Annotated in this window: 15 protein-coding genes; 8 read left to right on the top strand and 7 right to left on the bottom strand. The window is 73.1% G+C overall.

Annotation, left to right across the window (positions count from 1 at the left end):
• Positions 1–28 precede the first annotated feature (28 nt).
• Positions 29–1087, bottom strand: coding sequence for an NAD(P)H-dependent amine dehydrogenase family protein (locus TCUR_RS18085; protein ID WP_012853990.1), 1059 nt, complete (start codon positions 1085–1087; stop codon positions 29–31).
• A 364-nt stretch (positions 1088–1451) separates the two neighbouring features.
• Here TCUR_RS18085 and TCUR_RS18080 point away from each other — a divergent pair, with 364 nt between their 5' ends.
• On the top strand, positions 1452–2351 hold the full coding sequence (locus TCUR_RS18080; protein ID WP_012853989.1) for an SDR family oxidoreductase: 900 nt from the start codon (positions 1452–1454) through the stop codon (positions 2349–2351).
• A gap of 10 nt (positions 2352–2361) precedes the next feature.
• Positions 2362–3174: an enoyl-CoA hydratase/isomerase family protein gene (locus TCUR_RS18075; protein WP_012853988.1), complete on the top strand. Its 813-nt coding sequence runs from the start codon at positions 2362–2364 to the stop codon at positions 3172–3174.
• A 222-nt stretch (positions 3175–3396) separates the two neighbouring features.
• Here the strand turns inward: TCUR_RS18075 and TCUR_RS18070 are convergent, their stop codons facing one another.
• The gene (locus tag TCUR_RS18070; RefSeq protein ID WP_245536891.1) at positions 3397–4368 is read right to left on the bottom strand and encodes a sirohydrochlorin chelatase; all 972 of its coding nucleotides are present in this window, start codon (positions 4366–4368) and stop codon (positions 3397–3399) included.
• 255 nt (positions 4369–4623) lie between these two features.
• On the opposite strand from TCUR_RS18070, the gene TCUR_RS18065 reads away from it, so the two are divergent.
• The 5 genes from TCUR_RS18065 (at position 4624) to TCUR_RS18045 (ending at position 12202) form a co-directional block, all read left to right on the top strand.
• Positions 4624–7188 carry a nitrate- and nitrite sensing domain-containing protein gene (locus TCUR_RS18065; protein WP_012853986.1) on the top strand — a complete coding sequence of 855 codons (2565 nt, stop codon included), beginning with the start codon at positions 4624–4626 and terminating at the stop codon, positions 7186–7188.
• Positions 7185–7604 (top strand): roadblock/LC7 domain-containing protein, encoded by a 420-nt coding sequence (locus TCUR_RS18060; RefSeq protein ID WP_012853985.1) that lies wholly within the window; start codon positions 7185–7187, stop codon positions 7602–7604. The genes TCUR_RS18065 and TCUR_RS18060 overlap by 4 nt, the downstream gene beginning before the upstream one ends.
• Complete coding sequence (locus TCUR_RS18055) at positions 7597–8037, top strand: DUF742 domain-containing protein (RefSeq protein WP_012853984.1); 441 nt, start codon at positions 7597–7599, stop codon at positions 8035–8037. Before TCUR_RS18060 ends, TCUR_RS18055 begins: the two co-directional genes overlap by 8 nt.
• Positions 8018–8635 carry a GTP-binding protein gene (locus tag TCUR_RS18050; RefSeq protein WP_012853983.1) on the top strand — a complete coding sequence of 206 codons (618 nt, stop codon included), beginning with the start codon at positions 8018–8020 and terminating at the stop codon, positions 8633–8635. Before TCUR_RS18055 ends, TCUR_RS18050 begins: the two co-directional genes overlap by 20 nt.
• Before the next feature lie 645 nt (positions 8636–9280).
• On the top strand, positions 9281–12202 hold the full coding sequence (locus TCUR_RS18045; protein ID WP_012853982.1) for a hypothetical protein: 2922 nt from the start codon (positions 9281–9283) through the stop codon (positions 12200–12202).
• 318 nt (positions 12203–12520) lie between these two features.
• Here TCUR_RS18045 and TCUR_RS18040 read toward each other — a convergent pair whose 3' ends face one another.
• Both TCUR_RS18040 and TCUR_RS18035 read right to left on the bottom strand, forming a co-directional pair.
• Complete coding sequence (locus tag TCUR_RS18040; RefSeq protein ID WP_012853980.1) at positions 12521–14281, bottom strand: endonuclease/exonuclease/phosphatase family protein; 1761 nt, start codon at positions 14279–14281, stop codon at positions 12521–12523.
• A 422-nt stretch (positions 14282–14703) separates the two neighbouring features.
• Complete coding sequence (locus TCUR_RS18035) at positions 14704–14895, bottom strand: ferredoxin (RefSeq protein WP_012853979.1); 192 nt, start codon at positions 14893–14895, stop codon at positions 14704–14706.
• Positions 14896–15271: 376 nt separating this feature from the next.
• Between TCUR_RS18035 and TCUR_RS18030 the strand changes: the two genes are divergently transcribed.
• Positions 15272–15967, top strand: a complete 696-nt coding sequence (locus TCUR_RS18030; protein ID WP_012853978.1) for a class I SAM-dependent methyltransferase — start codon at positions 15272–15274, stop codon at positions 15965–15967.
• Positions 15968–16031: 64 nt separating this feature from the next.
• On the opposite strand, the gene TCUR_RS18025 is transcribed toward TCUR_RS18030, so the two are convergent.
• The 3 genes from TCUR_RS18025 to TCUR_RS18015 are packed head-to-tail and all read right to left on the bottom strand — an operon-like array spanning position 16032 to position 19276.
• The gene (locus tag TCUR_RS18025; protein WP_012853977.1) at positions 16032–17174 is read right to left on the bottom strand and encodes a prenyltransferase/squalene oxidase repeat-containing protein; all 1143 of its coding nucleotides are present in this window, start codon (positions 17172–17174) and stop codon (positions 16032–16034) included.
• Positions 17164–17931 carry a class I SAM-dependent methyltransferase gene (locus TCUR_RS18020; protein ID WP_012853976.1) on the bottom strand — a complete coding sequence of 256 codons (768 nt, stop codon included), beginning with the start codon at positions 17929–17931 and terminating at the stop codon, positions 17164–17166. The genes TCUR_RS18025 and TCUR_RS18020 overlap by 11 nt, the downstream gene beginning before the upstream one ends.
• A complete protein-coding gene (locus TCUR_RS18015) occupies positions 17918–19276 on the bottom strand; it encodes a glycosyltransferase family 4 protein (RefSeq protein ID WP_012853975.1) in 1359 nt (452 codons plus the stop codon). The genes TCUR_RS18020 and TCUR_RS18015 overlap by 14 nt, the downstream gene beginning before the upstream one ends.
• Positions 19277–19441 lie beyond the last annotated feature (165 nt).

Below are 19441 nucleotides of genomic sequence, written 5' to 3'. Positions count from 1 at the left end.
CCGGTCGGTCCCGGCGCGTCCGCGGCGGTCAGGTGGAGCGGTACGGCGCCGCGGCCCGGCCGGTGATCAGCGGCAGGTCCAGCAGGGTCCGGATGCCGGGCTCGGCCTCGCAGACCGCCGGGACGGCGTTGACGGCGTGCGCGGCCGCGGCGGCGATGCCGTTGGACACCCAGTCCTCGCCGGTGGTCAGCGTGATCGAGGGACGGCCGTGCACGCGCACCGCGTAGCCGGGGTCGCCCCAGTCGAAGACGCGGGAGGCGTCGGCCTTGTAGATGGCCTCGGCCATGATGAAGGGGTTGCCCTTCACCAGCCCGTTGAGGGTCCAGCGGGCGGCGGCGACCGTGCCCTTGGCGATGTGCCCGGCGGAGACGTCGAAGTCCTCCGAGGCCAGCCGGTAGGCGACGTCGCAGTCGACCTCGTCCAGCGCGACGCCGAGCGCGGCGGCGACCAGGTACATGCTCTCGGTGAACACCGAGCGCATGTAGGCCCGCGCCTTGCGCAGGTCGGCCACGTACTCCTCTTCGGTCTTGCCGAATCCCACCATGTCGTGCACCAGCCGCCAGGAGGGATGGCCGGAGAAGTCCGAGCACTCCCGCGCGTAGACGTGGCTGATCTGCCGGGACAGCCGCGACAGCGCCAGCGGCATCAGGTCGGCCATGAAGCCGGGGTTGACCCCCGTGCCGTGCACCGAGGAGTTCCCGGCCCGGCACGCCCGCTCCAGCTCGTCGACCAGCTCCGGGCCGTGCGCCTGCGGGTAGACCAGGCCCGACAGGCAGATCACGTTCTTGCCCGAGGCCAGCAGCTCGCAGACGATGTTCAGCCCGCCGCTGCGCCGGCGGGTGAGCACCCCGCCCGAGGGCGCGAAGATCACGCAGTCGGCGTCCAGCGCCAGGATCTGCTCGGGGTCGGCGGTGGCGGGCACGCCGATGGGCGGCCGTCCGGCCAGCTCGGCCACGTCGACGCCGGCCTTGGCGGGGTCGTACACCCGTGCGCCCACCAGCTGCATGTCGGGGCGCTCCAGGACCGCCCGGATGGCGCTGCGGCCGAGTGCGCCGGTCGCCCACTGCACGACGCGGTAGGGCCCCATACGACCTCCGTGACAGGGGTGGGACGGAGAAGGACCAGGAGGTAGGAGACTACCTGCCGTACACGGGAGAAATCGTCGAATTGACATATACATACCCCTCCCTGACTCGCGGACATGCCGGATATGACCCCTTTTCTGCATGAACGCGGCCTGCTCGCCCCGTCTTCGGGCGGGAAGGGAGGGTGGGGAAGAAGGGTTTGGGGTGGGGTTGAGTCCGAGCGGGATTCGGTTGGGTGATACCACAGAGTAATCCCTGAGTGATTACCTAAGACAGGCGACCGCAGCGGGGCAGGAGCGTCCGCCTCCACTGCGGGCCGGGTGATCCCGGGCGAACAGCACAGTCGGCGTGAAGTGAGGAGACAGGATGTCGGAACTGCGTTTCGACGGGCGAGTGGCGATCGTCACCGGCGCCGGGCACGGCCTCGGGCGGCAGCACGCGCTGGAGCTGGCCGCGCGCGGCGCCAAGGTCGTGGTCAACGACCTGGGCGGGGACCGCTCCGGCGCCGGCGCCTCGGCCGGCCCGGCCCAGCAGGTCGTCGAGGAGATCGTCAAGAACGGCGGGGAGGCCGTGGCGAACCCCGACAACGTCGCCACCCCCGAGGGCGCCCAGGCGATCGTGCAGGCCGCGCTGGACAACTTCGGCAAGATCGACATCGTCATCAACAACGCGGGCATCCTGCGCGACAAGTCGTTCAAGAACATGACGGTCGAGGAGTGGGACGCCGTCATCGCCGTGCACCTGCGCGGCGCCTTCCTGGTCACCAGCGCGGCCTGGCCGCACCTGCGCGACCAGGGCTACGGCCGGATCGTCAACACCTCCTCGCCGGCGGGCCTGTTCGGCAACTTCGGCCAGGCCAACTACTCCACCGCCAAGATGGGCCTGGTGGGCTTCACCAAGACGCTGGCCCACGAGGGCGCCAAGTACAACATCAAGGCCAACGCCATCGCCCCGGTGGCCTGGACCCGCATGACCGAGGACCTGCTGCCGGCCGACTTCGCCGAGGCCCTCGGCGTGGACAAGGTCACCCCGCTGGTGGCCTACCTGGCGCACGAGGACAACCAGGCCAGCGGCGAGGTCTACACCGTCGGCGGCGGCCGGATCGCCAAGATCTTCGTCGCCGAGGGGCCGGGCTGGGCCAAGAAGGACGGCCTGACCGTGGAGGACGTGGCGGCCAACTGGGAGCAGATCAACGCCCAGGAGCCGTTCATCGTCCCCCGCAACGTCGGCGAGCAGATGGCGCCGCTGATGCAGGTGCTGCAGTAGGCGCGGGGCGATGAGCGAGCGCGGATCCCTGCTGCTGGACCGCCGGGACGGGGTGCTGGTGATCACCCTGAACCGGCCGGACCGGCTGAACGCGGTCGATGCGGCCGTCAGCGAGGAGATGCTGGCGGTGCTCAACGAGCTGATGCTCGACCGGCGCACGCACGTCGTGGTGCTCACCGGAGCCGGCCGCGGGTTCTGCTCCGGCATGGACATCCAGGGCGGCGACGGCCCCGGCGACGCGGCTCAGCAGGAGGGCAGGGCCCAGCGGCTGTACGGGGGCATCGCGGTCGGCGGCGAGGTGACCGCCCGGCTGCGGGAGATCCCCCAGCCGGTGATCGCCGCGCTGCACGGGCCGGTGGCGGGGATGGGCGTCTCCTGGGCGCTGGCCTGCGACCTGCGGGTCGCCGACCCCACCACGCGCTTCGTGGTGCCCTTCACCGATTTGGGCCTCTCCGGCGGGGACTGCGGGCTGTCGTGGCTGCTGCCCCGCCTGGTGGGGCCGGGCAGGGCCGCCGACATCCTCTACCGGGCCAAGCGGCTGTCGGTGGAGGAGGCCGACGCACTCGGCCTGATCACCGAGCGGGCCGAGGAGGGCAAGGACCTGGAGGCGGCGCTGGCGCTGGCCGAGGAGCTGCTGCAGCGCTCCCCGTATGGCCTGCGGCGCACCAAGGAGCTGCTGAACGCCTCCCTGGACGCCCCGGGGCTGCGCCAGCAGCTGATCGCCGAGACCGGGATCCAGACGGTGGCCTTCTTCACCGAGGACCTGGTGGAGGGGTTGAGCGCCACGCTGGCCAAACGGCGGCCGACGTTCAAGAACCGATGATGCGGGCGCCCGGCCCCGCGACGGGGCCGGGCGTCACCGCCCGCGCACCTGAATGATCTTGGGTGTGCCGAGGGTGCGGGTGGCCCGCCCGTCCCGCACCGTCTGCGGCCCCCTGAACGCTCGAGGCTTTTCATCCGCCGCTTCCCGAGCCTTCTGGCCGGGCGCGCGGCGAGGAGCCGCCCTGCGGGCTCTCTCAGGCCCGCGGGAGCGGCGCTTTGCGGTTCACTGGCCCTCGGCTTCGCGGAGCACCCGCTCCAGGGCCTCCACGTAGCGCAGGGCGATGAGGTGGGCCAGGACCGGGTGGGCGCCCAGCGGTGCCGCCAGTCCCGCGCCGGTGTCGGCGGCCAGCTTGGACAGCGCCGCCATCTGCGCCGGGTCGACCTCCGGCCCGATCACCTGCGGCGCGAACGCCACGTGCGTGGCGCCGGAGGCGCGCAGGCGGGCGGCGGCCTCGGCGGGGCTGATGGAGCCCGGCCCGTCCTCCAGCGAGGCCGCGGCGACCGGCACCGCCAGGCGGGAGGCCAGCAGCACCGCGCCGACCTCGGCGTCCTGCACCGCGGCCGGCCCGCCGGGCACGACGATCACCACCCCGCCGGCCACGGTGACCGTGGTCATGAGCCTGATCCGGTCGGCCCGGGCCAGCCCGGCCTCGGCCAGCCGCTCGTGCAGCGCCTGGGCGATCAGCGGGTGCGGGCCCAGCGGTTCGGCGATCACGGCCGCCATCCCGGAGGCCTGGACCGTCTCCCGCAGCGTCCGGTCGATCCGGGGGTCGGGGGCGGTCACCATGGGCACCACCACCGCCGGCGGCATCTCCGGGGCCCGCTCGACCGTGGCGGCATAGGCCAGCGCCTGACCGAGGGAGGCCGCAGATCCCTCCAGGTAACCGATCGTGACCGGCTGGCCGGTGTGCACGTGCTCGGTCAGCAGGGCCAGCGCGCCCGCCTCTCCGGTCACCACGCCCGGCCCGACCGGCGGCACGATGCCGGTCACCGAGTCGGACGGCAGCTCTGGGGCGGCGACCGGGGAGGCCGCCTCCAGCGAGCCGGGAACCGCGAGGATGAGCGGGGGCGCGCCCGGAGGCAGCACGAAGGACTCGGCACCGCGGTGCCGGCCACCGCGGCGCGAGCGGCGCCGCCGAGTGGGGAGCCCTTCGGGGATCGTGTTGTCGGGAGGCGCTTCGCTGTCAGGGGTCACGGCGGGCATCGTAACTGGGCCTGCGTGCCCTATTCCCTGCATGTGGGAGTTATGGGACAAATATTCCGTTTTTGTGATCTTCGTGAGACAGTCCAGGCACCTTACGGAGGGTGACCGAGATGCTGCCGCGGCAATATCCCCCCACGCCAAGACAGGGATGATCAGCTTGCGCGGTCATGGACGTAGTAAGCTCCCGGAACCCCCGTACCGACACCAATCGGGATGGTTCCCCGTCATGATGGGCGAAGTAGCGCGATGACCTCCCGCAGGCCACCGACCACCAGCCGTTCCTCCCGGACACAGTCGATCAGGACCAAGATCATCATCCTGCTGGCGATCCCCCTGGCGTCGCTGGCGGGTCTGTGGGTGCTTTTCACGGCGGCGGCCATCGAGGACGCGCGGGGGCTGCGCGACAGCGACCGCCTGAACGAGCAACTGGTCCGGCCCGCGATCATGCTGATGAACTCGCTGCAGCACGAGCGCCGCATGTCGGTGGCCTACGTGGGCGACCGCACCAGGGACCGGGCCGGGCTCGAGGCCCAGCGGGCCAAGACCGACCAGTTCCGCCGCGCCTTTTCGGACTCGGTCGCCGAGGAGGACGTGCGCGCCCGCCTCCAGCCCGAGGTGCTGCGGCGCATCGACCAGGTCACCACCCGCCTGTCGGAGCTGGAGGCCACGCGCCGCCTGATCGACCGCCACGAGCTGCGGCGCGAACAGGTCATGGCCGACTACGGCGCGGTGATCGACGGGCTGCTGGGCGCCTTCCGGGCGGTGACCGTCCACGACGGACGCATCGCCCGGGACCTGCAGAACCTCGCCCTGCTCAGCCGGGCCCGCGAACTGGTGGCCCGGGAGGACGCGCTGGTCACCGGCGTGCTGGCGGCGGGCCGGTGGAGCGCGGCGGAGATGGAGGAATTCCACTACCTGGTGGGGGCCAAGAACCAGGCCATCACCGAGGCCGTCTCCGGCCTGCCCGCCGAGGAGCGCGCCGCCTATGAGGGGTTTTTGTCCGGCGCGGACTACACCCGTTTCCAGCGCCTGGAGGAGCGGCTGCTGGAGACCGAGGAGAACAGCCGGCGCCTGCCCCTGGAACAGGGCTCCTGGCTCACCATCAGCGAGATCGCCCTCACCCGGATGAGCGAGCTGGAAAGCCAGGCGGCCGCCGCCACCAGCCGGCGCACCGGCGAGGTGCGCTCGCGCACCTACCGGCAGCTGGCGGGGGTCGGCGGCCTGGGACTGCTGGCGCTGGTGCTGTCGACCGTGGTGGGCTGGCGGATCGGTAACCGCCTGATCCGGGAGAGCCGCCGGGTGTCGCGGGCGATGAGCGACTTCACCACCCGGCAGCTGCCGGCGCTGCGCGACATGGTGCGCGAGGGCGGGAACGAGCGCATCGACCCGCAGGCCGCGCTGCCCGAGCAGGACCTGCGGACCACCGAGATCGCGCGCATCAGCCACGCCTTCACCCAGGCCGGCCGCGCCGTGCTGGAGGCCGCCGCCCGGGAGATCGAGACCCGGCGCGCCATCAACGAGGTCTTCGTGACGCTGGCCCGCCGCAACCAGGCCCTGGTGCACCGCCAGCTGACCCTGCTGGACACCATGGAGCGGCGCGCCGAGGACCCCGACGAGCTGGACGACCTGTTCCGGCTGGACCACCTGGCCACCCGCATGCGCCGGCACGCCGAGAACCTGATCATCCTGGCCGGCCGCACCGCCGGCCGCACCTGGCGCAACCCGGTGCCGCTGGTGGACGTGGTGCGCGGCGCGGTCGCCGAGGTGGAGGACTACACCCGGGTCAACGTGCTGTCGATGCCGGCCGCCGCGCTGGTCGGCAGCGCGGTGGCCGACACCATCCACCTGCTGGCCGAGCTGATCGAGAACGCCACGCTGTTCTCCCCGCCGACCTCGCCGGTGCAGGTCACCGGCCAGCTGGTGCCCAACGGTTTCGCGGTGGAGATCGAAGACCGCGGCCTGGGCCTCAAACCGGAGACGCTGGAGGAGCTCAACCGCAGGCTGGCCGAGCCTCCCGAGTTCGACCTGTCGGACCTGGGCCGGCTCGGTCTGTTCGTGGTCGCCCGGCTCGCCGAACGGCACCGCATCAAGGTGTCGCTGCGCGCCTCGCCCTACGGCGGGACCACCGCCGTGGTGCTCGTCCCGGCCGACTTGATCGTGGAGTCGCCGTCGGGGGCGCTGCCCCCGGCCGAGCTGCGCGCCCAGCTGCCGGGAAGCACCCCGGGCCGGAGCATGCCGCAGCTGGAGCAGACGGCGCCCGCCGTGCGGGCCGCATCGGATCCGGCCCGCCCAGTGCAGGAGGTGGCATCCGTGTCGTTGCAGGAACGGACCGGGCCGCAGGCCGTCGCGGCGGACGACGACCAGGTCCCCGCCGAGCTGCCGCGCCGGCGCCGCACCACCGAGAGGTCCACGGGCCCGATCGCGGTGGTCACCGGCGCCGAGCCGGGTGAGGCGGACGCCTCGGCCGCATCGCCGCGGCCCGCCGGCGAGGGGAGCGCCGGCACCGCCTCCGGCGGCGCGCTGAACGGCGCCGTGAACGGCAAGGCGGCGCCGCTGGAGTACACCGCCGACGGCCTGCCCCGCCGGCGCCGCCAGCAGCACCTGCCGCCCGGGCTGGCCGAGGCCGAGTCGCTTCGGCAGGAGTCCGCCGAGGCCGCGGGCGCGCAGCCGACGCCGCCCGCCGGGCCGGCCGGCTCCGACGGGCAGCAGTTCGAGGTCGTGCGCGACAGGATGGCCGCCATGCAGCGCGGGTGGCAGCGTGGCAGGGCCGAGGCCCATGATGACCAGGGGACACAGGAGGATGGTCGATGACGGACGTTGCGAACTCCGGCGGAGAGCTCAACTGGCTGCTGGACAATCTGGTGGACAACGTCGCCCATGTCCGTAACGCGGTGGTGCTGTCCAACGATGGGCTGCGCATCGCCTCCTCGCGCGGGCTCAAGCGGGAGGAGGCCGAGCGGCTGGCCGCGGTGGCCGCCAGTTTCCAGAGCCTGTCGCGGGGCGCCGGCCAGGAGTTCGGCGGCGGCCGGCCCCGGCAGACCATCGTGGAGATGGAGTCGGCCTTCCTGTTCGTGACGGCCGCCGGCGAGGGCGCCGCGCTGGCGGTGCTGGCCGACGCCGAGGCCGACGTCGGCGCCATCGCCTACGAGATGGCCATGCTGGTGGTCCGGGTCGGCCGGCACCTGTCGGCCAACCCGCGGGTGGCGCTCGCCGAGCACAATGCCTGACGGCAGGGATCCGTTCCGCCGGCGCGGCCGCGCCGGCGGGCATGCGGAGTGGGCCGACGAAGAGGCCGGGCCGGTGGTCCGGCCCTATGCGCTGACCGGCGGACGCACCAAGCCGGTTCGCGACGAGTTCGACTTGATCGCGATCATAGAGACCGTCGCCGGAACCGGCGGCGACGCCGGCGGTCCCGCCACCGTCGGCATCGAGCGCGCCCTCGGCGCGCCCGAACACCAGACCATCCTGGAGTTGTGCCGGTCCCCGCTGTCGGTGGCCGAGGTGGCCTCCGAGCTGGACCTGCCACTGGGCGTGGTGCGGGTCCTGCTCGGCGATCTGCTCGACCACGGACTGATCCGCGTGCGCCGCCCGGCTCCGGTCGCTCAGTTCCCCAACGAGCGCGTACTCAAGGAAGTGATCGATGGACTCCATGCGCTCTGACCCCGCCTACCCCTCCTCCCGGGGAATGGCGGACGATCCGCGTGAGTCGTCCCTGGCGGTCAAGATCCTGGTCGCCGGGGGCTTTGGCGTCGGGAAGACGACGCTGGTGGGCGCGGTCAGCGAGATCCGGCCGCTGCGCACCGAGGCGATGCTGACCGAAAAGAGCATCGGCGTCGACGACACGGCGCTGGTGTCCGGCAAGACCACCACCACGGTGGCGATGGACTTCGGCCGCATCACGCTGCCCACCGGCCTGGTGCTGTACCTGTTCGGCACCCCCGGCCAGGACCGCTTCTGGTTCATGTGGGATGAGCTGGCCCAAGGCGCGCTGGGCGCGGTGGTGCTGGTGGACACCCGCCGCCTGGCCGACTGCTTCGCCTCGGTGGACTACTTCGAACGGCGCGGGCTGCCGTTCATCGTGGCGGTGAACCACTTCGAGGGCGCCAAGCAGTACTCCCCCGATCAGATCCGCGCCGCGCTGGACCTGGATGCGGACATCCCGGTGATCACCACCGACGTGCGCAGCCGGGAGGCGGCCAAGCAGGTGCTGATCACCCTGGTCGAGCACGTGCTGATGGCCACCGCGCGCCGAGGCTGACCCGGCCGGGCGGCCATGGTCGCCTCCCGGCGGGGACGACCATGGCCGCCCGGCCGCACTGGCCCGCATCCGGCGGGCCCACCGGTCGGGAGCGAAAGTCCGCAAAGCCGGATCCGGGGGAGAGCGCGCGGCCGGCAAGGGCCCCGTGCACACCGTCCGGCCGGGCGCCCCGCCAGATGCCGTCGGCCGGGCACGGTCCGCTCGGCCGGGGCGGGCCGCGCACCGGTACCGCCGAGTTCCAGCACCAGCGAGCCGCCGCAGTGGCGGAGCGGCATCTCATCGGAGCGCACCGGGTGCCGCATCGACTCCCCGCCGGGCGGCGGGAGGCGGCAGATCCCGGTGACGCCGGGCCGTCCGCCCGAGGGCCATCGCCGTCCGTCGAGCCCCGCGGTACCGGCCGCCCGCGGAAAAAGGGGGCGGCGGGTCCGGTGCTTGGGCGATCCCGGGCCGCGGCGAGTGAACCCGACTTCGGTCACAGCGCATGAACAGCTGATAAAGCCGATAAAGATCGTCTTTCTCAGGTCTTATGGCGCCCCGGGCGCCACTGCGACACGATTGGTTGTTGAGCGCACAGATGTCCCAGCGACGGCGATTGCCTCGCGATTCTCACGCAGGGGGCGGGTTTTCCGCATGGAGGGAGCAAAGGTGACGGCGACGACTCCCGGACACGACAGCGCCGAGCGTGTCACCTCCGTCCCCGAGGAACGGCCGACGGAGCCGTTCCAGCGGATCTCGGCCGCCTCGGGAAAGTCCTCCGCCGTCGCGGAGCCGGCCGCCGCCCGCCGCGGCGAGGAGGCGGGCGCCCCGAAGACGCGGGGCCGGGGGCGGGCCGCGCGCAGCCGGGCGGGTGAGATGCCCAACTCCTCGCCCTGGCAGCGCTCGCACGCCGTCTGGCACCAGGCGGGCGTGGACTGGGTGCACACCGCCGTCACCATCCCGACGGCCGAAAGCCCTTCTCCCCAGCAGGCCGGCGGCCCCGCCGCCCCGCCCGCCGAGGGTCCCGCCGAGCCGGCGGCCGAAGGCTCCGCCGCCCCGCAGGTCGACAGTCCCGCCGAGCCGGCGGTCGAAGGCTCCGCGGCCCCGCAGGCCGATGATTCCGCCGCCCCGCCGCAGGAACAGCGGCAGGCACAGGAGGAGCCGCAGCAGGAAGAGCGGGAGGCAGAGCAGCGGCAGACCCCGGAGGCGGCGGCGGAACGGCAGCCCCCAAAGGAGCCGGAGGCCCCGGCCGCTGCCGCGGAGCCGTCCCCGGTCGTCGCCGACCCGTCGGCCCAGGCCGCCCCGCGCTCGCGTGCCGCCGACAAATACGGCGCCCGGCGGCTGGCGCTGCTGGCCGGGGGAGTGGCCATCGTGCTGATCGCCGGGACGAGCGGGTATGTGGCGCTCAGCGACGGCACGGAAGGGGACGGGCCGGCGCCGAGCCCGTCCGGTGCCGCCCTGGCCGACCGGTGGTTCGCCGCCGACCCGGCCGTCCGCGCCGACGGCCTCTTCCAGGAGCTGTCGGCGGTGGCCGGGGACGGCTCCACGCTGGTGGCGGTCGGCGGGGAGACCGGCGGGCCGGACCGGGCCCGCTTCCTGGTCTCCACCGACGCCGGACGCAGCTGGCAGAGCGCCGCGGTGCGCTCGGCCGCCGGCGGCGAGCCGCCGCCGGGCGAGGTCGCCCGCCAGGTGGCCGGGGGCAGCGGCCGTTGGGTCGCGCTGGGCGGCCCGGTCGCACCGTCCGCCGGCGCCGCCCAGACCGTCGTGTGGACCAGCACCGATGCGCTGACCTGGACCCGGCAGGAGACCCCGGCGGTCTTCGGCCCGCAGGATAAGGTGCAGGCCCTGGCCCGCACCTCGGCCGGGTTCTGGGCGGTGGGCGTCAGCGGCACCGGCGACAAGGCCCAGGGGGCGCTGTGGAGCTCCGCCGACGGGATCTCCTGGCAGCGCGCCGACCTGTCCTCGCTCGGTGAGACCCGCGCTTTGGAGCACGTCGTCTCCTCCGGCGGCACCGTGCTGGTGGGCGGCACCGCCGTGGAGAAGGTCACCAAGACCGAACGGGTGCGCGGCAAGCGGCGCAAGGTCACTCGCACCGTCACCGAGCAGGCGTACTGGCGCTCGCCGGACGGCGGCCGCACCTGGAAGCGGATCGACATGCCCAACGCCAAGGGCGCCTACGGGGCCTACCTGGGACCGGTCGCCGGTCCCGGCGGCTTCTTCGTCGCCCGGGAGGCCAAGCGGCCCAGCGGCTCGGGCAAGCGCCGCAAGAACGTCCGGCAGGCGGCGGTGTGGACCTCGCCGGACGGCGCCGAGTGGACCGGGGCCGGGTGGCTGCGGATCCCCGGCTATGCGGGGCTGGAGCACCTGGCGGGCTCGCCGAGCGGGCTGAGCGCGCTGGTGGACATCGGCGACGGCAAGCAGGCGGTGCTGCGCGGCACCGACGGCAAGAACTGGCAGCGGGCCGGGGAGGTCTCCGGCGTCGAGGTCGGCGCGGTGGCGGTGCTGGCCGGCGGGCCGGTGCTGGCCGGACGGCGGGGGCCGGACGCCTACCTGTCGGTGCCCGGCGGCGAGGTGAAGCTGGCGTCGGTGCCCGGCGCCGTCCGCACCGAGCGGGCGATCAGCGCCCTGGTGCCCGACGGCGCCCGCCTGGTGGCGGTCGGCAGCAGCAACGGCGAGCCGGCCGCGTGGGTGAGTCCGGGCGGCGACGCCTGGCGGCGGGCGAGCGGGCTCGGCGATGATCCCGACCCGCAGCGGCGGCGCTGGCTGACCGACGCGGTGCGCGGCGAGAACGGCTGGGTGGCGGTCGGCCGGCACGATGCCGATCCGCTGCTGTTCACCTCCTCCGACGCCCTGACCTGGAAGAAGGGCTCCAAGCCGCCGGGCGGGGGGTATGCGGAGGCGGTCGCCGCCGCGGCGGGCGGCTATGTCGCCGTGGGCCGGGACGGGCGGCGGGCCGTCGCCTGGTATTCCGCCGACCGCAAGAAGTGGAGGCGCGCCGGCGGCACCGGCGAGGGCCGGATGCGCGATGTGGCGGCGGTGCCCGGGGGGTATGTCGCGGTGGGTTCCCGGCCCGGTCCCAAGGGCGACCGGCCCGCCGTCTGGACTTCCGCCGACGGCAAGAAGTGGACGCGGGTGCAGCCGGGCGGGCCGCCGGCCGGGATCGCCTCCGGGGCGCTCACCCAGGTCGCCGTGGGCGGGGATGTGGTGGTGGCGCTCGGCTCCGGCCGCACCGGCGCTCCCGAGCAGCCGTATCCGTTCATCGCCGTCTCCACCGACCGCGGCAAGACCTGGCAGACCCAGACCCTGCCGGGCGGCACCGCGGGCGGCACGGTCACCGCGGTGACCGCCACCCCGCGCGGCCTGGTCATCGCCGGGACGACCGGCGCCCCCGGCAGCAGGGACGTCGTCTTGTGGACCTCTGCGGACGGCAAGGCCTGGAAGCGGCGGTCCGTCCACGGCACCGGCCTGGACGGCCCCGGCGATCAGCGCCTGACGACTCTGGCGGTCGTCGGCGGCGAGCTGGTGGCGACCGGTGTGACCGGCGACCACCGGGGCGACACCGTCACCTTCTGGCGGACCGCGCTGCCCTGACGGCCGGCGGGCCTTGCTGCGGCTCCGGGCCGCCCGCTCAAGGGCGGCCCGGGGAAAACCCTCACGGGGCGCGCAGAACGTCCCGTACGACGCTCACAACGGCGCGCAGGGCGGTCAGGAGGCCGACCCCGCCGTAGCAGCCGCACTTGTCGGGGCAGTCGGGAGTGCCGATCCACATGGTGTGACCCCTTTCCGTGATCGCTCCCATGGACCGTATGCACCGGCGCCCGGGCTGCCTATGACCTCGCCGGGAGTTGTCCCTGACTCGATGGTTACTTCTGCGGTGCGTCCGTGGTCAGGGAACGGGGTGCGGCGGGCTCAGCCGGTGCGGAGCCGCAGCACCAGCGGGTCGTGCTCGCTGACCCGGTCGGCGAACTCGGCGTTGAGGCGGACGGCCTCGATCTCATGGGGCAGCTCGGCCAGCGCCCGGTTCACCAGGATGTGGTCGGGGTCATGGCCGTTGCCGGCGGAGATCACGGTGTAGCGCTCTTTGCGGGGCAGCTCCGCCACCAGGTCGCGCAGCCCGGTGCGGTCGGTCAGCGTGCGCAGGGCGCGGGAGTGGCCGTAGGAGTTCAGCCCGCCGGTCACGATGACGCCGGTGCCGGGGCCCGCCCGGCGCAGTTTGCGGACGAAACCGGCCAGCACCTTCGCCTGCTCGGCGTGGGAGGCCTCGCTGGGCCTGCGCGGCGGCTGGAAGCGCGCATACAGGGAGTCGTCGGCGCCGCGGGCCGTCCAGTGGTTGGCGATGGCGATCAGCCGCCGTCCCCGCCACCGGAACTCGCCGGCCAGCGGCTTGCGCGCCTGCCGCCAGGCCGGGTGCTGCGGCGCGACGCGGCCGGGGCTGATCGACAGCGCCGCCTCGCGGGCGCCGTCGGGGACCGCCTCGACCGGGGCGGTGGCGGTGCCGCCGGGACGGTCCACAAAGCGCAGCCCCCGGTCGGTGCGGAACAGGAAGCCGGTCCGGATGTTGCCGCCGCTCTCGCCGCCGTCCGCGCCGTCGAGCGGGTCGATCGAACGCCAGTCGTAGCCGGGGCCGCCCGCCGCCGAGATCGCCGCCAGCAGTTGCGCGACGGTCTGGTCGGCGGCCACCGTCCCGTCGTCGTCGGAGCCGCTGTTGTCCTGCAGGCCGGTCACCGTCACCAGGTCGGGGGCGGCCAGGGCGGTGACGATCTGGTCGGCGATCGCCGCGAAGCGCTGCGGCGGGTCGCCGGGGTCCAGACCGTCCAGCGCGACCGTGGCCACCGCCAGCTCGTCGGGCCGCTGCGGGCGGGTGCGGGTGCGCGTCAGGCCGCCGCCGCGGACGGCGGGGACCGACAGCACCAGCAGCTTGTAGTCGCCGTAGCTGTAGTCGAGCACGCCGAGCGTGCGGCCCGGCAGCCGGTCGGCCACGTTCATCGGCGGCAGCGGCTGCAGGGCGTCGTCGAGGATGATCCGTTCGGGGTTGGCGTCCTTGGCGCGGGCCACGATGCCCCCGCGTGCGCTGCGCATCCCGGCGCCCTGGCCGCCGGCGGGCAGGACGGGGATCTCGCCGAACTCCGAGCGGGGGCCGACCGCCACCGCGTCGTCGACGGCGACGAGCATGCCCTCCAGCGATTCATAGAAGTCCAGCCCGTCCCGGCCGGGCTGGTACTTGCCGGACTTTTCGACGTCTCCCCGCACGTCGTCGTCGATGACCTCGCCGGGGGGCCGGCGCCCGCCCGGCCCCAGGACCGTCGGGGCCGGCAGCGGGGCCCCGTGCCGCCGCACGGTGATCGAAGAGGAGTCGATCTCGGTCCGGGAGAGGTTGGCCGACTTCGGCCCGCCGGGGCGGAACTCGTTGACCGTGCCGCTCACCTGGACCTCGTCCCCCACGGTGACCCGGGGACGGGTGCGGGTGAACACGAAGATGCCCTCGGAGGTGCCGGGGTCCTCATCGGGTGAGGTCCCTTGCATCCAAAAGCCGTTCTCGGCGGTGGCGGTCACCACTCCCGGAATCCGGGTGACCTTCTTGCCCAGGAAGGGGGAGATGTGCCCCCGCCCCTGGATGTCATGGATCTGCCGGGCCGGTCGCGGTGCGGCCTGCGCCGTCGTCGCGCTCATCACCGCGAGTCCGAGGGCCACCGCGACGGCCGTTTTCGTCCCCGCCAGGACACGTAGGAACGTCACCGACACCCCAGGACCGAGATTACAAGCCGCTTGCCACGAAGAATGGTGACATGTCCGAGGTGCTGGATGGTACCGATCGCCGGCGATGCCGGCGCCCGGCGGCCGGCAGCCCCCTCGTATTGCCGGCCGCCTGCGGCGGCGTGGTTTTCCGTCGCCGGAAGATGCAGAGGATGAGACGCCGTCATGCGCCCTGCGGGAAGTGAACCGGCGGATTGCCGGACCTTTTCAACACCTGGCCTCAAGGCGCCGGGACGGAGCCTCGATGATGTGCGGTGCTGGGACGTTCCAGGTCGCGGCAGCGCCCCTGACCGCGAGGTGCCCGTCTCGGTCTGCGGAGACGGCGTGTTGGAAGGGGTTCACTCCTCCAGGGAGAGCGCGGCCTTGGGGCAGGAGCGCACCGCGTGCCGGACCTTGTCGATCAGGTCGGCGGGTGGAACCGGTTGCAGAATGTGCAGCTGATCCTCGTCGTCCAGGTCGAAGACCTCCGGGGCCAGTCCGACGCACACTCCGTTGGCTTCGCAGACCAGAGGGTCGACTCGTACTTCCATGGGGGGCTTGCTCCTCGTCTGCTCCCGGCCGTCCCGGACTTCCACCCGAAACGGCGCGACCGACTGGGTGTACCGCTTGGCCGTGCGGCCTCGACGAGGGCTCGGCCACAAAATCGCCACCGGGCCCCGTTGCCTGCCGGACGACCTGGCGCCCAGGATACCGAATCCCATTCGGGATTCATCCGGCGGCCCGGAATCCGGCATTCTGTGATCTCGGACGCACGGACTCACCACGAAAATAGAACATGTTTCACTAATGTCCAGTGCGGTGTTCCCCCCAGCGATGTGATCTATCTGACACCCCGCTGGGCGGCAGGGCCGGGGCGGATGCGGAACATGCGGACGGGCCGGGCTAAAGTGCCCGGCGGAGGAGACCATGACTGAGACAGCGACGGCCGCCGGCGCCTCGGCGGAGCACCCTCCGATGCCCGCGGAGTTGGAGCGCGCGGCCCTGGCCGCCAAGGGCTTCATGCCGCCCGCGGAGGGCAAGGCCCTGTATGAGACCGCGCTGACCTACGGCGGCCGCGGGCCGATGCTGGAGATCGGCACCTACTGCGGCAAATCGGCGATCTACTTCGGCGCCGCCGCCCGCCGGGTCGGCACGGTGCTGGTGACCGTGGACCACCACCGCGGCTCGGAGGAGAACCAGGCCGGCTGGGAATACCACGACCCGACCCTGGTGGACCCGCTCACCGGCCTGATGGACACGCTGCCGACCTTCCGCAAGACCATCGCCGCCGCCGGGCTGGAGAACGAGGTGATCGCGATCGTCGGCACCTCACAGGCGGTCAGCCGGCTGTGGCGCACCCCGCTGTCGCTGCTGTTCATCGACGGCGGCCACGCCGAGGAACTGGCCCAGGCCGACTATGAGGGCTGGGCCCGCTGGGTGATGGTCGGCGGGGCGCTGGTCATCCACGACGTCTTCCCCGACCCCGCCGACGGCGGGCAGGCCCCCTACCACGTCTATCTGCGGGCGCTGGCCAGCGGCGCCTTCGAAGAGCGCCGCGTCGAGGGCTCGCTGCGCGTCCTGGAGCGCGTCAACGACCGCGACCCGCTGTCGGCCCCGCGCTGAGCCGGCGGTGCAATGAAGCGTCCGCCGGTCCGGGACCGCTGGGCGGTCTCCCGGACCGGCGCCGTCAGATCCTGGTCCGCACCGGGTTGGCCAGGGAGGTCTGCGTGGCCGGCACGCACCCGCAGGCGGTGGGGTCGGCCGGGTCGGACGGCCCCAGGGGGCGTCCGGCGATCTCCTTGAACAGCGTGGAGGCCGGGGACTGGCCGCACAGGGCGTCGGCCGCCAGGATCACCGCGGCGGCGGTGTAGGTGGAACGGTCCCCGGGAAAGTGGCGCTGGTTCTCGAACTGCCAGCCGGTCCAGTACGAGCCGTCCTCGTGCCGCAGGTGCTGGATGGTGGCGAACAGCTCCAGGGCGCGCTCCCGGTCGCCGCAGGCGTCCAATGCCAGCACCAGCTCGCAGCTTTCGGCGGCCGTCACCCACGGCTGGTCGCTGACGCAGCGGCAGCCCAGCCCTTCGACCACGAAGGTGTCCCAGCCCTCGGCCAGGCGCCGCTCGGCCTGGGCGCCGCGGATCGGCCCGGCCAGCACCGGGTAGTACCAGTCCATTGACCAGCGGCTCTTGTCGGTGAACGCCTCCGGGTGGCAGGCCACCACATGGCCGAGCTGGTCGGCGGCCAGCTCCCAGTCCGGCTGCGGCTCGCCCAGCCGCTCGGCCAGCGCCACCGCGCAGCGCAGCGACTGGTAAATCGACGAGCAGCCGGTCAGCAGGGCCTCGCCGGAGACGCTGCCGTCGGGGTTGCGGATCCAGGCGATCTCGCCGCGGGGGGTCTGCAGGCTCAGCGCGAAGTCCACCGCCCGCCGCACCGTCGGCCACATCCGGCGGGCGAAGTCCTCATCCCCGGTCATCAGCAGCTCGTGCCAGACCCCCACCGCGATGTAGGCGGCGTGGTTGGACTCCCCGCCCGGCTCGGTGACCTTGCCCAGCACCCACTTGGCCGGCCAGGACCCGTCCGGGCGCTGCACCGAGCGCAGCCACTCATAGGCCCGCCGGGCCGGCTCGCGCAGCCCGGCGGTGGTGAGCGCCATGGCGGCCTCGACGTGGTTCCAGGCGTCCACGTGCCCCGGCACTCCGTTGGTGGGGGCGAACCAGGGGATGGCGCCGGAGGGTTCCTGCTGGGCGACGATGCTGCGGGCGGTGGCCACGATCTCTTCGGCGGTCACGACCCCCGGCACGGACGGAGGCCGGTGGTCGGCCTCAGACCGCATCCACCTTCTCCTTCCCGGAGGCGTCCACGCCGGGACGGCCGGGCCTGGAGGGCTTGGTGAAGTAGACCACCACGCTCTTGCCGATCAGCGGGTTGAGCACCCGCTCGGCCAGGCGGGTCACCAGCGGGCGCTTCATGATGTCCCACACCAGGAGCTGGTGGTAGGCCTTGGCCAGCGGGTGGTCGTCGTTGTTCACCCCCACCGCGCACTTGATCCACCAGTACGGGCTGTGCAGCCCGTGGGCGTGGTGGTGGCCGTCCACCCGCAGCCCCAGCGACTTGAGCTTGGCCTCCAGCTCGGCACGGGTGTAGATGCGCACATGCCCGCCGGGGGCGGTGTGGTAGTCCTCCGACAGCGCCCAGCAGATCCGTTCCGGCAGCCAGCTGGGCACCGTGACCGCCAGGCGGCCGCCGGGCTTGAGCACCCGCAGCAGCTCGCTCATGGCGGTCATGTCGTCGGGGATGTGCTCCAGCACCTCGGAGGCGACGATCTTGTCGAAGCTGTCGTCGGGGAACGGCAGCCGGCGGGCGTCGCCCCGCACGGTCCGGGCGGTGGCCTCCTTGGGCACCTCGCCCGCGGCCCGCATGGCCCGGAACATCTTCTCCACACCGGCCAGCTCGTCGGCGTCCAGGTCGAACGCCACGACGTGCGCTCCCCTCCGGTACAGCTCAAAGGCGTGCCGTCCGGCTCCGCAGCCCATGTCCAGGACATGGTCTCCGGGGGTGATGGGAAAGCGCTCGAAGTCAACGGTCAGCAGGGCGCTGCTCCTTCCGTGCGAGGCGTCGCAGGGCGCCTCCGGTGGCTTTCACGGCCTTGGGCGAGCGGAGGTCCGCGCCTGCCCGGGCCCCTCCCGCGGCGAGCCGCAGGTAGTTCTGGCGGGCGATGGCCGCCCGGTAGTGCTCGACCGTGGCCCGCGCCACCGCGGGCCAGGCGTACCGCTCCTGGACGCGGGCCAGCCCGGCCTGGCTGAGACGGGCCCGCTCGGCGGGCGAGTCGTGCAGCGTGCGCAGCGTGGCGGCCAGCTCCTCGGCGTCCCCGGGCCGCACCAGCACGGCGGCGTCCCCGACCACCTCCGGCAGCGCCCCGGCGCGGCTGGCCACCAGCGGGGTGCCGGAGGCCATGTGCTCCACGGCCGGCAGCGAAAAGCCCTCATAGCGGGAGGGCACCACCGCGATCTCGGCGGAGGCCAGCAGCTCGCCCAGCTCCTGGTCGGAGATCCCGGACACAAAGCGCACCCGGTCGCCCAGCGCCAGCTCGCGCACCAGCTTCTCGGTGGGGCCGTCCTTTTGCAGCTTGCTCACCACCACCAGGTGCACGTCCCGCTCGGTGGCCAGCTTGGCGACCGCGCGCAGCAGCACGTCCACGCCCTTGAGCGGGGAGTCGGCGCTGGCCATCGCCACGATCCGGCCGGGGACGCGCTCCCCGCGGGGGTGGAAGATGCGGGTGTCGACGCCCAGCGGCAGGATCTCGATGTCGCTGGGGTCGACCTTGAAGTCCTTGACGATGTCGATCTTGGAGGACTCCGAGACCGTCAGGATCGTCCCGACCCGCCGCGCCACCTGCGCCTGCATGGTCACGAACCCGTACCAGCGGCGCTTGCCGAACCGCTCCCGCTTGTTCTTGGCGGCCTGCAGCTCGATTCTGCGGTCCACGCTGATGGGGTGGTGGATGCTGGTCACCAGCGGCAGCCCCAGCCGGGGGATGCCCAGGTTGCCCAGCCCCAGCACCTGGTTGTCGTGCACCACGTCGAAGTCGTGGCGGCGGCGGCGCAGCTCGCGCAGCGCGCGGAGGCTGAAGGTGAGCGGCTCGGGGAATCCGCCCGTGCGCATGTGGGCGAACTCCAGCACGTCGATCCAGTCCCGGTACTCGCTCAGCGCCGGGGTCCGGAACGGATCCGGCTCGCGGTACAGATCCAGGCTGGGGATCTTGGTCAGCACGATCTCGTCGGAGTCAAGCTCCGGGTAGGGCTGGCCGGACAGGATCTCCACCCGGTGACCCAGGGCGACCAGTTCCCGGCTCAGGTGACGCAGGTAGACGCCCTGGCCACCGCAGTGCGGCTTGCTCCGGTACGAGAGCAGGGCCACGCGCAACGGCTCGTCCATGTCCCCGCTCACGCACCACCCCTATCTGTCCTTGGCCCAGTGGGCCGCAAGGCGCCTGGTCAGGACGGGCAAAGGCCCCTGACCGGCAGCTCCTTGACGCCGTTGACGAAGTACGACCTTAGCCTGCGGATGTTACCGGCGAGTCCTATGTTAGGCATTGCGTCC

It is taken from the genome of Thermomonospora curvata DSM 43183 (assembly GCF_000024385.1).
GTDB classification, from domain to species: domain Bacteria; phylum Actinomycetota; class Actinomycetes; order Streptosporangiales; family Streptosporangiaceae; genus Thermomonospora; species Thermomonospora curvata.
Note: the sequence above shows the minus strand (reverse complement) of the source record. Positions and strands in the feature narration are given on the sequence as shown.

Coding starts and splice junctions, on each gene's coding strand:
- TCUR_RS18085 (WP_012853990.1), bottom strand. CDS start 1,087: ATGGGGCCCTACCGCGTCGTGCAGTGGGCGACCGGCGCACTCGGCCGC.
- TCUR_RS18080 (WP_012853989.1), top strand. CDS start 1,452: ATGTCGGAACTGCGTTTCGACGGGCGAGTGGCGATCGTCACCGGCGCC.
- TCUR_RS18075 (WP_012853988.1), top strand. CDS start 2,362: ATGAGCGAGCGCGGATCCCTGCTGCTGGACCGCCGGGACGGGGTGCTG.
- TCUR_RS18065 (WP_012853986.1), top strand. CDS start 4,624: ATGACCTCCCGCAGGCCACCGACCACCAGCCGTTCCTCCCGGACACAG.
- TCUR_RS18060 (WP_012853985.1), top strand. CDS start 7,185: ATGACGGACGTTGCGAACTCCGGCGGAGAGCTCAACTGGCTGCTGGAC.
- TCUR_RS18055 (WP_012853984.1), top strand. CDS start 7,597: ATGCCTGACGGCAGGGATCCGTTCCGCCGGCGCGGCCGCGCCGGCGGG.
- TCUR_RS18050 (WP_012853983.1), top strand. CDS start 8,018: ATGGACTCCATGCGCTCTGACCCCGCCTACCCCTCCTCCCGGGGAATG.
- TCUR_RS18040 (WP_012853980.1), bottom strand. CDS start 14,281: ATGAGCGCGACGACGGCGCAGGCCGCACCGCGACCGGCCCGGCAGATC.
- TCUR_RS18035 (WP_012853979.1), bottom strand. CDS start 14,895: ATGGAAGTACGAGTCGACCCTCTGGTCTGCGAAGCCAACGGAGTGTGC.
- TCUR_RS18030 (WP_012853978.1), top strand. CDS start 15,272: ATGACTGAGACAGCGACGGCCGCCGGCGCCTCGGCGGAGCACCCTCCG.
- TCUR_RS18025 (WP_012853977.1), bottom strand. CDS start 17,174: ATGCGGTCTGAGGCCGACCACCGGCCTCCGTCCGTGCCGGGGGTCGTG.
- TCUR_RS18015 (WP_012853975.1), bottom strand. CDS start 19,276: ATGGACGAGCCGTTGCGCGTGGCCCTGCTCTCGTACCGGAGCAAGCCG.